Origin of the sequence: Brevibacillus sp. FIR094 (assembly GCF_050477165.1) — a bacterium.
Classification (GTDB): domain Bacteria; phylum Bacillota; class Bacilli; order Brevibacillales; family Brevibacillaceae; genus Brevibacillus.
Map to the genome: position 1 here is coordinate 1 of NZ_JBEAES010000027.1, position 16,315 is coordinate 16,315.

Consider the following 16,315-nt stretch of genomic DNA (forward strand, 5'->3'; position numbering starts at 1 on the left):
AAAGTCCCCTATAGGCAGACTTTTTTAAGTGTCTACTCTATAGGGGACAGTTTACTCCGGACAGTTTTTTTTGTATTCACATATAGACATCTAATTTGGCGCCATCTTCCTGCATGGTTCAATATGGATATGAACAGCGTTAATGCGGTGAATCTTGCGCATCTGTTCTTCAATTTTCTCGGTGATTGTGTGGCTCTCCACCACATTCAAACCTGGATCTACATGGATCACAACATCAACCAGCACGCTGCTTCCATGGTAACGGGCTTTGATGTCACTGATATCCTTAACTCCCGAAATCGAGGAAATGGTAGCCCGCAGGTCCGCAAGCTCGCTCTCATCAAAGCCATCTGTCAAACGGTGCGTCGCTTCTCTGAAGATGTCCCAAGCAGTCTTCAAGATGATGAGACCAACAACAAAAGCAGCTAAAGGATCAAGCCAGTGCAATTGAAATTGTGCGCCAGCTACCCCGATAAACGTCCCGATACTGACGAATGCGTCTGAACGGTTGTCAGCTGCCGCTGCACTTAGTGCTTGGCTGTTTGTTTTGATGGCGAGCTTTTTATTGTAGCGATAAACGCCAAGCATTATGACTGCAGTCGCAAGTGCTGTCCACCCTGCCAACAGGTCAGGAGCTGTATGATGTGGGTCCAATAAGGATGGTACGGCATTCGTAACGACTTGAACTCCGACAAATAGCATAATAAATGATGCGACAAGTGCTGAAATCGTCTCCGCCCGAAAATGACCATACGGGTGATCTTTATCAGGTGGTTTCCTTGCAATACGCAGCCCGATTAAAACAGCAATCGATGCGACGACATCCGTTGAGTTATTAAGACCGTCGGCCATTAAAGCTTCCGACGCAGTGACATACGCAACTCCTATTTTTAATACAGAGCAGAATATGTAGGCGAAGATACTCACCCATGCTCCACGTTCTCCTTGTTTTAGATCCGAATAGACATCCATACCTCATCACCTCAAAATACTTCTCCAGCCTGCTTCGACAACGCGGAAAATCAAAGCGTTGGAAGCAGTTGCTTTTTTTTCGAACTTCATCGTAACAGATAGGATTCATGTGGGTCTACAGAAACAGTTTTAGTCTGATTCACGAGAATAGGGGGGAGGAAAATGTGTTGCACACCCGCAATTTTTCCACTGGAAAATTTTCCTTGAAATTAAATGGACTTCCCGTTATCCTATTCTTGCAATCCAAAATACAAAAAAGCACGGGAGCTTGGAAATCACCAGGCTGAGAGGATGGTACTGTGCCATCGACCGTTGAACCTGAACTGGGTAATGCCAGCGGAGGAATGTCATATACGACACGAAAAGATGCGTGTATCTTTTTAAGGATACCCGTTTCTTCTCTACTCTCGCGTTGGCGTCGCATATTGTTTATGCGGCGCTTTTTCGCGGGCAGTTTCTTTCGCCTCCCTTAACGGTTCTCGCTTTCGTGCAACCAAATCAAGGAGGTTTTTCTTATGTCATTGGTGTCCTCTTTTCCAGGCAGTCGCAAAGTATACGAAACAGGTAGTCGTGCGGACATCCGCGTCCCGATGCGCGAGATTTCCCTTCATCCTACCAAAGGATTGTCTGGCTCCACTCCCAATCCCCCACTTCGCGTGTACGATACGAGTGGCGAGTATACCGCAACGGGTTACGTTCCTGACATTCAAGCAGGACTTCCCTCTATCCGCCACGAGTGGATCGATGAGCGAAATGATGCGGAAACGTATGTCGGTCGCGAACCACAACTAGTCGACGACGGCATCCGAAACGAAGAAAAGGCAACCACCCTCCCCACTTTCCCTCGAGAGGGCTACAAACCAAAACGGGCAAAGACAGGAAAAAATGTTACCCAGCTTCATTATGCCCGAAAAAATATCATCACACCGGAAATGGAATACGTTGCCATTCGCGAGGGAGTCTCCCCTGAGTTTGTACGGGCAGAAATCGCGGCTGGACGCGCGATCCTCCCTTCTAACGTCAATCATCCTGAAAGCGAACCAATGATCATTGGTCGTAACTTTCATGTCAAAATCAATGCCAACATCGGAACGTCAGCTGTCAGCTCTTCGATGGAAGAAGAAGTCGAAAAAATGATTTGGTCGGTTCGTTGGGGTGCCGACACCATTATGGACCTCTCGACGGGAAAACATATACACACCACGCGGGAGTGGATCATTCGCAACAGTCCCGTTCCAGTCGGTACTGTCCCGATTTATCAAGCACTTGAAAAAGTAAATGGGAAAGCCGAGGATTTGACATGGGAGGTTTACCGAGACACCTTGATAGAGCAAGCAGAACAAGGCGTCGATTACTTCACGATTCATGCTGGTGTTCTATTGCGCTACATTCCTATGACTGCTAACCGTGTTACGGGTATCGTCTCACGCGGCGGATCGATTTTGGCCGCATGGTGCCTGGCCCATCATGAGGAAAACTTTTTGTATACGCATTTTGCTGAAATTTGTGAAATTCTGAAGGCCTATGATATTTGTGCATCGCTCGGAGATGGACTACGTCCTGGCTCCATCGCGGATGCGAATGACGAGGCGCAGTTCGCGGAGCTTGAAACATTGGGAGAACTCACAAAAATTGCATGGGAACACGACGTACAAGTCATGATTGAGGGCCCTGGTCACGTCCCCATGCATCTCATTCGCGAAAATATGGATAAACAGTTGTCCATTTGCCATGAGGCTCCTTTTTACACACTTGGGCCACTCACGACCGACATCGCTCCCGGCTATGATCACATTACTTCAGCGATTGGCGCCGCCATGATTGGGTGGTTCGGAACAGCAATGCTCTGCTACGTAACACCCAAGGAGCATCTCGGCCTACCCAATAAAGAGGATGTACGCAACGGTTTAATCGCATACAAAATCGCAGCGCATGCCGCTGATCTCGCAAAAGGACATCCGCGGGCAAAACAGCGAGACGACGCCTTATCCAAAGCTCGTTTTGATTTTCGCTGGAACGATCAATTTAATTTGTCTCTGGACCCAGAGCGCGCCCGCGAATATCACGACGAAACATTGCCAGCAGAAGCCGCCAAATCCGCCCATTTTTGTTCCATGTGCGGACCTAAATTTTGCAGCATGAAAATTTCGCACGACATTCGTCACATCGCCAATGAACAAGGAGCTGCCCAAGATCCCGCCATTCTTACAGGAATGCAGGAAAAATCGCGTGAGTTCCGCGAACAGGGAAGCCGTTTGTATCAGTCGTAATAAAGGGGGATGCACATGGAGGAAGCCAGTCGTTTACGCGAAAAGATCATTCGACTAGAGACTGAGCTAGAGCAATCGAAACAACAATTGCGGCTGATACAACAAGACTGCAGCCACGTCTATATCGAGACTCCACTTACGCGAACATGCTCCAAGTGCCTGCAAACCGAAAGCCTCTATTATTAATAGAAAAAGGTCGAAATCCCTTTGGAGGATCTCGACCTTTTTTCTTACTTATTTCGTCATTCCGACTTGCAGCGGAAGTCCTTCTTTATAATAGAGAGTGGGCGATAACAGAATGAAGAAAATATGGACATGCAGAAAGCCTTGCTTCTTCAAAATGCCGTGTATGGCATTAGCAATCGCGTCATGTTGCTTTTGTTCACGAGGAAACATCATGATCTCTACAGACAAAGGACTATTCGTCAATTGCTCTACCTGAAGCAGCTCCAATTTCACCTTTTCCTGAGCTACCTCCGCAATTTTAGAAAACTCTTCTATAAGAATCTGAGAAATGGGCTCTATTTCTTGCTTCGCAAAGCCTTTAAACCGAAGAAACGGCAAGTCAATTCCTTCTTTCGTAAATGAGTTCGCACAGTCATTATAAACAAGTCTCTAATTATATATCAATGAAAAAAGGATTAAAGAAAGTGAACAACAAACTTTCCCAACCCGAACGAGACACAAAGAGGGCCATATCAGAGAACAGCTCCCTTCCCATGAGGTGTGGTGGACGTACCACGGAAGGAGGAAGCAGTTCAACCAGATACAGCCCAATCCGTTAACCCATCAGTTACTTAATACAAGTAGTATAGCTCGAATTCAATACTTAATCAATGAAAAAGTATCGTAAAATTCTCACAGAAAGACCACAATGGATAGGCCAAGTGAAATACTTTAGTAATCTAGAAGTAAAAATGGTACATAGGATAGCAAGGGATATTTTTAGTGTTGTTGACAAAGCAACGAAGTAATAAAAAAACATCCCACCATTTACGAGGGATGTTTTTTTATGTTCTGTCTTGCACCAAGAGACTCTACTCCAATACACAGTAATCAACAGGTGTATCAACAACTGCTTGAATACTCGGTTGCCGTAACGTATATCCCTCTGTCCATTCCGCAAATTGTACCTTAACCGTGACCTCTGGTTTCAGCCACACAGCACCCTTGAGCCTCGCTGGGGTATTCACAAATGGCATATCATTTTTTACCAATGGTACAATCTTTTCCGTCAGGGCCAACCAGTCATTACGAGTTAATTTGCCAGTGCCAGCGTGGCCAATATAAAGTAAGCGCCCTTCCTGATCATACAGCCCTAACAAGAGGGAATTCACAACGTTATCACGCAGCGTAACTCCCCCAACGACAGCTATGGTGTCCCGATAATATTTTTTCTTTTGCCACTGTTTCTCTTTCCCACCAATGACATATTTGCTGTTTAGATCCTTCATAACTATGCCTTCCAAACCATGCTGCTTGATGACCTCATACATCGCATTTCCATTATCATGACTATCAACCAATTGTACATGCTCATTTGGAATAATGATTTCTTGTAATAGGTTGACGCGCTCTCTCAATGTAAGATCGATTGTCGACTCATTATTTATAAATATGACATCAAATATCATGTAGGTAATGGGGACAGTCTTCTGTGCCTGGCTGACATTCTCCAATCGTCTAATCCCATCCCGCCGCATCACTTTGTGAAATGACGGTTTTCCGTCAGTTCCTAATGCAATCACTTCTCCATCTAAGATCACTGAGCGAGCATTGCAATATGTCTGTATTTCAGCTAACTCTGGGTATTGGTGAGTCCGCTCATTTATTCTCCGATTGTATAAACGAGTCCCCTGACCATCAAAGTAAGTTAGGATTCGAACTCCATCCCATTTAACTTGGGCAATCCAGTCGGCCCCTTGGGGTATTTCCTCACATCTAATTGGCTCCATAGGTATGATTGGATTCATTTTTCACCTCAGAAAAGGGAAATGTAGTATTAATCTTATACTCTTCTTTATGGGAGTTTTTGTTGTTCTTCATACCAAATTCGATTTCAAAAATTTACGTTCGGAATTACCGGTACAACCGTAAACAGCCCCTTACCTCTTTGTAGTTGATGCATTTGCCATAATTCCAATTCCAGAGTTCTTCCTGCTCTTTTGCTTGGTATTTACTGGTTCGTTGTATGAAACCATCTTTGTATTTCTTGAGCAAATAGTTGTAGTTCATCGGATACAGAAAGACAAAAAACCGCCATCCTTTCCTATGATTCTATAGAAAGAATAGCGTGTTTTTTCATTTTAGAGAGGGTTTTGTTTTAATAGCTTAATAGCATTTTCCAAAAACAACAAAATCATTTTTTAGAGTAATTTGGATTTTGAACCAGAAAGGTATTTGTTTAACGATAAAAACTATGACAAAAATTATCCGGTTTTCCTTTTTGCCTACTTGCTAAATTCAGCAAGTAAAATATTTTTAAAAGGATCAGGATTGTCAGCTTTTCCTAAGCTGTTCAAATTGACCGCTAGCGTATGCTTACCTCCAAGTGTACCTCCAGCAAAAGTACTAAACCCTGGAATGCCACCTGAGTGTCCCCATATCGATACACCGTTTGGAAGCTTCGTTTCATAGATTCCAAGGCCATATCCGCTGATTTCAGCACTTCCTGTAGGAACTGTAGTAAGCATTTGTTTTAGTTGCTGTTCCTTCAGTAATTTGCCACTAAGTAAGTAAGAGAAGAATTTGTTTAAGTCGTCAGCAGTAGAAATCATATCTCCAGCCGAGCTACCTATACTTGGGTTATAATAAGTAACGTCTTTTAGCTCACTTGCTCCGTCAGGTTGGAAATATCCACGGGCATGGTTGGTGCCTGGAATAACGCTTGAATTGCCAGGTAGAAATGTATTCGACAATTCAAGTGGTTCAATAATCCGATTTTCAATCTCTTCCGCATAGCTGTTTCCGGTTACTTTTTCGATAAGGATACCCAGTAATACGTATCCTGTGTTTGAATAAGACCAGCCTTTTCCTGGGGCAAAGTCTGGGGGCAGCGAAAGTCCCAGCTTCACTAGTTCTTCAGCAGTAAATGATTTTTTTGTATTCTTAAAAAAATTAGCTTCTTTTGTCCTTGAGTATTCAGCGATACCACTTGTATGGTTCAATATCTGCCGGATAGTAATCTGTTTAGCATCATATCCGTTTCCTTGAATGACACCAGGCAACCATTTTTCGATGGAGTCGTCTAGATTCAGGCGGTTCTCTGCAGCTAATTGAAGTACAACCGTTGCGGTGAACGTTTTCGTCACGCTGGCAATACGAAAGCGAAAATCTGTTTTCATTGGTTTCTTGGTGCTCAGATTCGCTACCCCAGCGGCATAACTCCACGTTTTTCCACCCTCAGAAGTTTGAGCAAGTATCCCCGGGAATCCAAGTTGCAATGTATCTCGCATTGCTTGTTTGACGGAATTACGATCTCGTTGAGTGCTTGTGTGTGACGAACTAGATACATTTTCCGTGGACTCTGCTTTTACAATTGAGGTTGGTGTTGTGTATAACAGGGAACTTCCAGCTATTAAAAGGGCAAGACTTGCAAATGTAATTTGACTACGTGTTTTCATAAGGCATTCCTCTCCTCTATTCATATTGTATGGGTGGGTGGATCATCTCCACCAAAGACAAAAGGGCAACATGGAATTCGTAATTTGTTTTTCACATAAAAATATCTTATCTAATCCCCCTTTCTTTTTTCTTATCCATACCTTACAAAATTCTTACGTTCAAAATAGCTTCTATAATAGGATAGTAGAATTGTAACTTCGCAGCATAAAAAAAGACGCGTTTCTCGCGTCCGGTGCTTACTCTTCGTATGTGGGAATCCAGAATTACTCACTCTGCGCTCACCCCCTCCAATGAAATTAAGGACTGCCACCTGAATGACAGTCCGTTTTTACGTTTATTTTCTGTAATTTTCCCATTACTTAGTGACTTCATGATGATACAGGTTGTACTGTTCCTTACTCCCACCAATGTTGCATTCCGCGGATTCCAACATCCCACAGCTTAGCGTTTCCGGAAACGATAATGGTCAGCTCGTTTACCTTGTTAATAGGCAACTCCCGTAAAGACTCTGCTCCTTGAGGAGATTGTTCGTTTAACTGATATAATTCTTGTCCATCAACGATTATTTTGGCTTCACCCTTAAAGTCTACATTGTCGGGAATACCGAAATAGAAAGAAAGCCAGACATTTTCTTTGTTCCCAAGTATATAGTTGTATGTTTTGGTTGATTCACCTTCACTGCTATACACGTTCATTTTCGGCTCTATTTGCTCACCTGCTACGGTGAAACTTGGGAGCTTCTCAGTCATAGGTGTAGTTCCTGTCATTTCTTTCATAACAGTTAATGATTGAATAGGGCCTTCCCTTTTTTGGAGGATTTCCGAGACAACCATGACTCCAAATACAAGTACAACAATAGTTAGAGCCGATGCCATGAGCTTTTTATAAGAAATATTTGAAGAAAATCCAACTCGATAGCCAACATAACCAATTGCTGCCCCTATTGTATTGGATATCACATCATTTATATCAAAGCTACCAAGATATGTTAGGGCCTGAATGGTTTCTAGAACGAGTATCGCTAAGACAAACAAGGATATGAACTTCCCAAGTCTGACACGATACAACAGGGGAAACAATATTCCAAAAGGGATAAAAGCAGCAATGTTTCCAAAATCAACAATCCATGAATAATTCAGTTCTGGAAATTTAAGTGGCACTCCTTCTGGAACAAGGATAAAGGTGTATCCATCTACACTAGTTGCACCGTCGAGCCTGTTAAACGCTAAGAACATAAAAAATAAAATTAAAATCGTATAGCATATCGTGCCAGCTAAAATGATTTTCCGTGATTTCAGTTCCATAATTTCAATCTCCTTAAAGCTTTTTGTATCTGAATGATTTTACTCTGAAATAATACGTTAGTGATTAGCTGTTAGTCACATCCATCATTTAACAAATGTAGGATCATAAACCTGACAACATTCGTCTAGAATGCTTGATTTTACTTTTTGTATGCTGTCCGTTGAACTAAAAATGATTGCTAACAATACCAGGCCTGATCATGATTATGGCAAGCCTGGTACGATGATGACATTTAATTTTTGAAAAGAATTTCGCCCGTCAGTGTGGAAATGTTGAGCGTTGCACTCTCGGATTGAGCCTCACCCACATATCCATGGAGTTCTTTGGGAACAACCGTTGTGGTATTTGTTGCTTTTTCAAGAGGAACCTGATTATCGATTTTTCCTAGTTTTGTTGATAGATTTACATATAGAGGTGCCGATTGATCAGGTAGAGCGAATTCGACGTTACCAACGCTAGTAGATATGTTACTGCTTTCTATACCAATTACATCCGTTACTGTAATGTCACCGGCACTGCTGCTCACATTTAAGTGTTGGACCGACAATTCTGGCTCAACGGATATATTGCCTAATTTATTATCTATCTCAAGGGATTTGAATTCTTTATACGGAAGACGAATCGTTAAAGATGGCAATGGCCCCGTATTTATGATCTTTAGTTTATTTTTAAGTATAATCTGTAATGTTCCATCTTGGATCGACTTAGTCACGTTGGTATCCATTCCATGTGAATTGCCCTTGGATAATTCACATTCTGCTTGATTGATTTGTTTGTCTCCTATGACTGTAACTATAGCAGCGTCACTCTGAATTTTTAGGGAATGAATGTTAGTTACATCTATTTGAGAAATATCCCCTTTTGCTTCATTCGAGACATTTCTAATGTCCGATGTTTCTAAATTTACAGCGAGTCCGATACTGGCAGCGGCCAGGAGAATCATAGCTAACTTCATCTTGTTGTTCAAACGTTTATCTTCCTTTCTTCTGCATTAGTTGTGCTACCTATTCCCTAGCAACTCTTACCTTATTAGCTCTACGGCTTCAAATTTTTATCCAAAAACTTGATCATTGTATTGAAGAAATCGATCAAGTTCTCTTCGTTGGTGAAGCCATGTCCTTCATCATCCTTGACCATATACTCCACTTGCACGCCGCGTTTTTTGAGTGCTTCGACAATTTGGTCGGATTCTGCTTTGTTCACCCGCGGATCATTCGCCCCTTGAGCCACGAATAATGGAGTTACAATTTTATCGACGTGGAACACCGGCGAAACTTGCTTCAGCATTTCTTTGTCCTTTTCGACATCGCCGACACGTTCGTTTAAGAGATTTCTCATGGTCTCCCAATACGGTGGGATCGTTCCCAAGAACGAGAACATATTCGATATACCTACATAATCAACAGCAGCAGCATACAATTCCGGCGTTTTCGTAATGCCCGTCAAGGTTGCGTATCCGCCAAACGATCCGCCATAAATACCAACTCGTTTCGGATCAGCAATCCCTTGCTGAATCGCCCACTTCACACCGTCAGTAATATCATCTTGAATTTTCAATCCCCATTGTTTATTCCCTGCATCCCTAAAGGACTTCCCATACCCCATTGATGCACGGAAATTCATTTGAAGTACGGCATACCCGCGGTTTGCGAGCAATTGCGCTTCCGGGTTGAAGCCCCACATATCACGTGTCCACGGCCCACCATGCGGATTAACGATCATCGGCAGGTTTTGAGGCTTTTTATTTTTCGGTAATGTTAAGTAACCGTGAATCGTTAATCCGTCGCTGCTCTTGTAAGAGATCGGATACATATCAGCCATCTGATCTGGTTTAAGCCACGGACTCAGATTACTTAAAGTTTTTAACTCTCCGGATACGCTATCGTAAAAATAATACATCCCGTAAGTCTTGTCATTCGAAACACTAACGATCAGCTTCGTCATATCCTCGTTATAATCGTTTAGCCCGATTTCACTTTCACTGACGCCAAGTTTCTGCTGCAGCTTGCGGTACATAGCCTCGAATTTATCATCGAAAAACTCCAAATGCGTTTTATCTGTCACATAGACAGCCGCCAGCATTTTATCTTGATTTTTGTCGTAATATGCTCCAGTTACGTCAACTTCCGGATGCTGATACAGAACTTCTTCCTCACCCTTTAAATTCAGCTTGACGAGCGCCGTCTTGTCCCGACCGTTATTGGAGACCGCATAAATCGATTTACCGTCTGCCGAGAAACCAAGCGGATTCATGGCATCCCCGTAATTTAACGTAACCAGCGGTTTAAACGCCTCTTCCTCCGTATCGCGGTACAACATTGTACTTCCGATACCGTCGCTTTCAGAAGCGAGCCGAATTTTACCTTGGCGATCAGCTACCCATGACATAATGTTCCCTGGGTTTTTGGCGATCAGCTTCGTTTCCCCTGTCTTTACATTCAATTTATATACATCGAAGACGGTAGCATCTTCTTTATTCATCGAAATCAAAATTTCGTCTTTCACACCAGATAAACCGCTCACGAGTTGAACACTGACCTTATCGTAAGGCGTCAAATCCACTTCCTTATTGCCATTAAAAGTGGACGAATACACATGGAAATTCTCGTCTCCGCCCTTATCTTTGCGATATAGAATGTTATCGCCTTTCCAGAAGAAGCCAGCGATATCGCGATCTTTCGAGCTTGTCACCCGAATAGGCTCGCTTTTCTCACCGATTTTCTCTACAAACACATTGGAACGGTTCTCCCAAGTACCCGCATAAGAAAGATACTTGCCATCTGGAGAAAGCTCATACCCAAAGCTGCCCGGACTCCGCATGAAATCTTCCACGGAAATTTGTGACACACCTCTCTCGTCCATCGTTGATAGCATTTTATTGCTGTAATTTTTAAGCACAACAGCCGCTTGAGCTACAGTCACTGGCTGATCTTCGTGCAAGCTTCCATCTGCATCCCCTTGAACGAGTCCAAGTGCCTTGGCGCTTGCCGCATATTCGGCTAAGCTCGTTTCTCCCTGTTCCTTGCCGAGTGCCCGCACCATCATGCGTGCCATCTCGCCGCGTTTGATCGGAGCGTCAACGGAAGTGAATTCTCCTTCCTTCAACCAACCCTTCTCGGAAGCAACCTTCATCGGATCGATGCCATGTTGATATGTAAGCGACATTACCGCATAGCGGATAAAGTCTTTAACAGAAATCTCTTGATTTTGTTTTACCCCTTTGTCAACTATTCCCTTCGTTACGAGTGCCTGTACTCCATCTTGATACAATGGTGCTGCTTTTTTCGCTCCATCTTGTGCCATGACTGACACGGGAACGGATACGGCCATAATAGCCGCAATCGCTGCGGAGACTAGTCGTTTTCTTGCATTCATGCTTTAAGTTTCCCCTCTCTGCTGGAAGCGTTACCCTGAATTTTTGGGAATGAATGTTATTTACATCTATTTGAGAAATATCCCCTTTTACTGCATTCGAGACATTTCTAATCTCCGATGTTTCTGAATTTACATTTGTGTTCGTCGGTATAGAAAAGTTTTGCTGGAACGAACTTGGTGTACTAGTGACAGAGGATTCTTTCGTACATCCAGCGAGTACGATACTGGAAGCGAATAGGAGAATCATAGCTAACTTCATGTTGTTATTCCAATGTTTATCTTCCTTTCTTTTGTATTAGATGCGCTGGTTAACTAGTTATTGGGAATAATCATTGGTATCGCGTAAAAATATCAAATATACTCTACCAAGTTAACGAATATCGATTTGATCAATTTTGCGAATCGCCATGTATCCGACCGCTATGCCAATCGCGGCTAGCAGAATTGGAACGATAATAACGTCATTCAAGCTGAATCCGCCACTGTCCGAGCAGGTCAGCAATACGATGATGATGGAAGATACAATGGTCGTCGGAACAGAATATTTGCGCATCCCGAAGTAGAGCGGAATCAGCGCCATGAAGCTTGCCGCCAGCGCATGAAAGCCTAATTTCGCAGCGTGCTGCAACACGAGCGTCAGCGTCAGTTCACCCGGTACGAAATGTGTGAATGAGTTGATGAAAAAATACAACGTACTCAATATAATCGTGGAAGCCACGATACATAGAAAGGTGAACGCGATCACGACCATAAGCTTAGCCGCAATGATTTTATGACGTTTGATCGGGTACATGAACAAGACGGTAATCGTCTTATGGTTGAACTCATCGATGACGAATCGCCCCAGTAAGACGGCCGCGAAAATAATAAATGTCCCTCTCACAAATACATCTATCATAGAAAGCACCCTGCTATAATTTTCAAATACGTTTATGCCGTGCATCTCTGGCGAATAGCTAATCAACATCATGAATCCGAAAATGATCAGAGTAGCGATCACAGCACTGCGAATATACCCCATGATCTTAAATTTTCTTAGCTCCAGCTTCATCAAATTAAGCATGTACTCCGCCTCCATTCAACACTTGCAAAAAATAATCCTCTAACGAGCCGCTTCGTTTATGAATCGAATCAATAACCACTTCATTCATGATCAAGGTTTTAGTAATTTCGCTTTGCGCCACATGCTGGTCATAGATTCGTATGAATTGATTGTCGATGACTCGGATATTGCTCAATTGAAGTTTATCCGTTAAGACATAAGCAGCACGACTGCAATCCGTCGTCATAATCTCGATGTAATTCGTCGTCTCGCCGCGAATTTCGTCCATCGCAATCTCTTGCAGTAACCGACCGCCTTGAATGACGCCAATTGTATCCGCAATTTGCTCGATCTCGCCTAGAATGTGGCTGGAGATCAATAACGTCGTGCCATATTCCTTGCACAATATGCGGAATACGTCTCTTAACTCTTTGATCCCTAGCGGATCGAGTCCGTTTGTCGGTTCATCGAAAATAAGCAGCTCCGGTTTGGTCGTAATAGCGCGGGCGATCCCCAGGCGCTGTTTCATCCCGAGCGAGAAGGTCTTTACTTTCTTTTTGCTGGTATCGACCAGACTCACAAGTTCCAGCGCTTCATCAATGGCCTTCTTGTTGTAGTACCCCATATAATCGCAATGCAGTTCCAGATTCTCGCGGGCTGTCAGCTTATCATAGAACACCGGGTATTCAATAATTGTTCCCATGCGTCCCAGAAGATGATAGGAATTCGGCATGAGCTTCTCTCCAAATATCTCGATCTCCCCACTCGTCGGCTTGACGAGATTCGTAATCATCTTCATCACTGTCGTTTTTCCTGCGCCGTTGGGACCCAAGAATCCGTAGATTTCGCCTCTCTTCATATTCATATTTACATTCGAGACGACTTCCTGCCCTTGAAAAGCCTTGGTCAATCGATTCGTTCGTACTATATGCTCCATACTCTTTTCTCCTCTCGCTCTCTCATAACTGCATCTTACAGGACGTAATCTTCTTTTTTCTTACTTCACTCTTACGAAATTCTTAAGCTGACTCCAGATGCGATGATACTCATGAAAAAACTCATGAAATGAGTTAACCTTCTTCAATTCATGAGCTAGTATTGTACTTTTTTCAATTGAACGGTAAACACCGTTAACTCATAAGGCTTGCTACGGAGGTGGATAGACCCGCCCATACTCTCCACCAACCGCTTCGTAATGGTAAGACCCAGTCCGCTGCCTTGGTAGAACTTATTCCGCGAATCTTCCAGCGTATACATCCGTTCAAACACATGATCGATATGCATCGCATCAATGCCCTTTCCCCGGTCCCATATATCCACATAGACAGAAGATTCATCTTCCCGGAGAGTCAAACCGAGTTGCTTGCCGTGATTGCCATATTGAATGCTGTTCGAGATCAGATTGTTCAGCACGCGGTGCAGCGCCTCATCATTACCGAAGCCATAAATCGGATGATCCGGGATCTCGATATGGATGAGGTAGTCTTGCTCCGCAAGAATGTCGTAATAAGCCAGAATCGTCGTGCCGCAACGTTCATTCATGAGAATTCGGGTCATCGGCATATCTTGATCCCCGGACTCCAGCTTAGCCAAATCGAAGAAATCATGAATGAGCATCAACGTCTCTTGGGTTTTGACATACACTTTGCCTAGCATACGTTCGCGCTCCTCTGCATGCATCGCCGGATCGAGATGGAGCATCTCAATATAACCCAGTACGACGGTCAAGGGGGTCTTCAGATCGTGCGAAATATTCGATACCATCTTTTTCATCGATATTTCCATTTTGGCATAGTCTGAGTACACCTGATGTTGCGCCTCCAAGAGCCGATTGATCTCTATCAGTAGCGCTTTGAACTCCCGGTCGTTCGTCATGAGCAATAACTTCTCATGGGTAGCGAGGGATGATATGCGTTCGATCTCTGATCGCAACCGACGCAATTGCTTGCGGTGGCCCACGCGATTAACAGCCTGATACATGACTAAACAGATAAGAATCGCGATTATCATCAATAGAATGAACGTCATCTTAGCGACCTTCCCACTTGTAGCCAATGCCCCATAGCGTCTTAATATACCGCGGCTCTGACGGGTTATCTTCTATTTTGTCCCGCAGCCTGCTCATATGAACATTAATGACGTTCTCGTCGCCGTAATAGTCATCGTTCCATACCTTCGCGTAAATTTGTGCTTTCGTAAAGACGCGATTGGGATGCTCTGCGAATAGTCGCAGAATCTCGAACTCTTTGGATGTCAATTTTATCGGCTCCTCTTGCTTGAAGACAGCGAAACTATCGAAATCGATCCGTAAATCGCCCATGTTCAGGATGTTATGCTTCGTCTCAACGCTCGCGTATTGCGTCGCCCGCCGGATGATCGCCTTCAGTCTCGCAGACAATTCGATCATCGAGAAAGGTTTCTCAATGTAATCGTCTGCACCGAACCCGAGGCCTAACGCCTTGTCGATGTCGCTGTCCTTCGCGGACATAATCAAGATCGGCACATGGCTGTAAGCCCGAATGCGGCGGATAACTTCCATTCCATCTATCTTGGGCATCATAAGATCGACGAGTAACAGATCAAATCGCCCCTGCGCCTGCTCGAATTTCCGAAGTCCCTCGTCGCCATCCCCGGCAACGGTCACCGCATATCCTTCTTTCGTTAAATAAGTCTCAACCATTTCTACAATGGCTTGATCATCCTCTATAATGAATATCGAATGATTAATAACAATCAATCCTCTCCACGCTTGCTATGACTTTTCATTTCATTCGTAGTATAACAAAAAACCGTAAGATTATTATAATCCGATCATCCCAAATCGAGATAACAGCCGTTCGCGTAATAATACGATATAGACGGCTGAAAATAACCTATCAATTCATACAAGGAATTTACACCGTTAACAACCATTTCTTTCGATTAGGTAGAGATTACTTATGGAAAGAGTGATCGACATGGCGAGAACAAAGACAGGTTATACGTGCGTTATCAGTGCTTTTAACCAATATACATAAGATCATGTTAAAGGCTTTAAACTCAAGCGTTAAAGCTATTAAGTGGTAGTTCATATGGGGAGACGGAGGGATTACTAAGCTTACGGGGAGGTTAGTTGCGGATGAAGTTTTCTGATTCCAGCACAAAAAACTCGCCCAAAATGTACGAGTTTTTTATACCTAATATTATGGCAAAAAGCAAATTAGAATAACTTCTAACAAAAAACTATTATTCTATATGGTGTGGTTTGGGCGGGAATACTTTTTGTGGAAGGTCCATAAATAACAATTAGATCTCGGTTCACGGGGGTTCTAGAAAAGGGTTGCCCATTTGTTAACACGATTTGGGTATATGGAGAAATATGTAATTGTAATTGCCCGTCACTACTCACCAACTGACTATTAAAATAATCTACTTTTATATTCTGAAATGAGCTATTTTTTACCATGACAAGTGCTCGATATTGTGGAGGGTAAATAAAAGGAACAGGCGCATTCCCATCATAATATCCAGTTACGCGATCGCCTATTGCCACCTTTACATGGTCTACAAAGTAAGTTGTAGGTGATACTACGAAATTAACGAATGCTCCTAAAGCGTTATCTACAGATATTAATTTATAACAACCTTCCCCTTCACCATTTTGTCCAGTAATGAAATCACTTATCATTGTAACGTTCCCCTGAAAAGAATAGAAATTAATCATACAAATACCTCCATTGCTTAAAGG

At 43.3% G+C, this 16,315-nt stretch carries 14 protein-coding genes, 1 pseudogene and 1 riboswitch; of the genes and pseudogenes, 2 read left to right on the forward strand and 13 right to left on the reverse strand.

Annotated elements, in window-relative coordinates; translation table 11 throughout:
* Positions 1 to 90: 90 nt before the first annotated feature.
* Complete coding sequence (locus ACQ5DJ_RS21410; RefSeq protein ID WP_429844217.1) at positions 91 to 972, reverse strand: cation diffusion facilitator family transporter; 882 nt, start codon at positions 970 to 972, stop codon at positions 91 to 93.
* A gap of 250 nt (positions 973 to 1,222) precedes the next feature.
* Positions 1,223 to 1,335, forward strand: a riboswitch (TPP riboswitch).
* Between the two features lie 152 nt (positions 1,336 to 1,487).
* Here ACQ5DJ_RS21410 and thiC point away from each other — a divergent pair.
* Positions 1,488 to 3,242, forward strand: coding sequence for a phosphomethylpyrimidine synthase ThiC (gene thiC, locus ACQ5DJ_RS21415; RefSeq protein WP_429844218.1), 1,755 nt, complete (start codon positions 1,488 to 1,490; stop codon positions 3,240 to 3,242).
* A gap of 15 nt (positions 3,243 to 3,257) precedes the next feature.
* Positions 3,258 to 3,428, forward strand: coding sequence for a hypothetical protein (locus ACQ5DJ_RS21420; RefSeq protein ID WP_429844219.1), 171 nt, complete (start codon positions 3,258 to 3,260; stop codon positions 3,426 to 3,428).
* A 48-nt stretch (positions 3,429 to 3,476) separates the two neighbouring features.
* Here the strand turns inward: ACQ5DJ_RS21420 and ACQ5DJ_RS21425 are convergent, their stop codons facing one another.
* The 12 genes and pseudogenes from ACQ5DJ_RS21425 to ACQ5DJ_RS21480 all read right to left on the reverse strand — a co-directional run bounded on the left by ACQ5DJ_RS21425 (position 3,477) and on the right by ACQ5DJ_RS21480 (position 16,291).
* Positions 3,477 to 3,806, reverse strand: a complete 330-nt coding sequence (locus ACQ5DJ_RS21425; RefSeq protein WP_429844220.1) for a DUF1904 family protein — start codon at positions 3,804 to 3,806, stop codon at positions 3,477 to 3,479.
* Between the two features lie 473 nt (positions 3,807 to 4,279).
* Entirely contained in the window at positions 4,280 to 5,215 is a 936-nt protein-coding gene (locus tag ACQ5DJ_RS21430; RefSeq protein ID WP_429844221.1) for a DNA ligase, read from the reverse strand.
* A gap of 477 nt (positions 5,216 to 5,692) precedes the next feature.
* On the reverse strand, positions 5,693 to 6,865 hold the full coding sequence (locus ACQ5DJ_RS21435) for a serine hydrolase domain-containing protein (RefSeq protein ID WP_429844222.1): 1,173 nt from the start codon (positions 6,863 to 6,865) through the stop codon (positions 5,693 to 5,695).
* A 396-nt stretch (positions 6,866 to 7,261) separates the two neighbouring features.
* Positions 7,262 to 8,170: a VanZ family protein gene (locus ACQ5DJ_RS21440; RefSeq protein WP_429844223.1), complete on the reverse strand. Its 909-nt coding sequence runs from the start codon at positions 8,168 to 8,170 to the stop codon at positions 7,262 to 7,264.
* A 233-nt stretch (positions 8,171 to 8,403) separates the two neighbouring features.
* Positions 8,404 to 9,138 (reverse strand): DUF4097 family beta strand repeat-containing protein, encoded by a 735-nt coding sequence (locus ACQ5DJ_RS21445; RefSeq protein WP_429844224.1) that lies wholly within the window; start codon positions 9,136 to 9,138, stop codon positions 8,404 to 8,406.
* A 68-nt stretch (positions 9,139 to 9,206) separates the two neighbouring features.
* A complete protein-coding gene (locus ACQ5DJ_RS21450) occupies positions 9,207 to 11,546 on the reverse strand; it encodes a prolyl oligopeptidase family serine peptidase (protein ID WP_429844225.1) in 2,340 nt (779 codons plus the stop codon).
* A 34-nt stretch (positions 11,547 to 11,580) separates the two neighbouring features.
* Positions 11,581 to 11,805, reverse strand: a pseudogene (locus ACQ5DJ_RS21455) (DUF4097 family beta strand repeat-containing protein); the annotation flags it as partial.
* 111 nt (positions 11,806 to 11,916) lie between these two features.
* Positions 11,917 to 12,609, reverse strand: coding sequence for an ABC transporter permease (locus ACQ5DJ_RS21460; protein WP_429844226.1), 693 nt, complete (start codon positions 12,607 to 12,609; stop codon positions 11,917 to 11,919).
* Positions 12,602 to 13,525, reverse strand: a complete 924-nt coding sequence (locus tag ACQ5DJ_RS21465) for an ABC transporter ATP-binding protein (RefSeq protein WP_429844227.1) — start codon at positions 13,523 to 13,525, stop codon at positions 12,602 to 12,604. Before ACQ5DJ_RS21465 ends, ACQ5DJ_RS21460 begins: the two co-directional genes overlap by 8 nt.
* 155 nt (positions 13,526 to 13,680) lie before the next feature.
* Positions 13,681 to 14,616: a sensor histidine kinase gene (locus ACQ5DJ_RS21470; protein WP_429844228.1), complete on the reverse strand. Its 936-nt coding sequence runs from the start codon at positions 14,614 to 14,616 to the stop codon at positions 13,681 to 13,683.
* A 1-nt stretch (position 14,617) separates the two neighbouring features.
* Positions 14,618 to 15,325: a response regulator transcription factor gene (locus tag ACQ5DJ_RS21475; RefSeq protein ID WP_429844229.1), complete on the reverse strand. Its 708-nt coding sequence runs from the start codon at positions 15,323 to 15,325 to the stop codon at positions 14,618 to 14,620.
* Between the two features lie 474 nt (positions 15,326 to 15,799).
* A complete protein-coding gene (locus ACQ5DJ_RS21480) occupies positions 15,800 to 16,291 on the reverse strand; it encodes a hypothetical protein (protein WP_429844230.1) in 492 nt (163 codons plus the stop codon).
* Positions 16,292 to 16,315 lie beyond the last annotated feature (24 nt).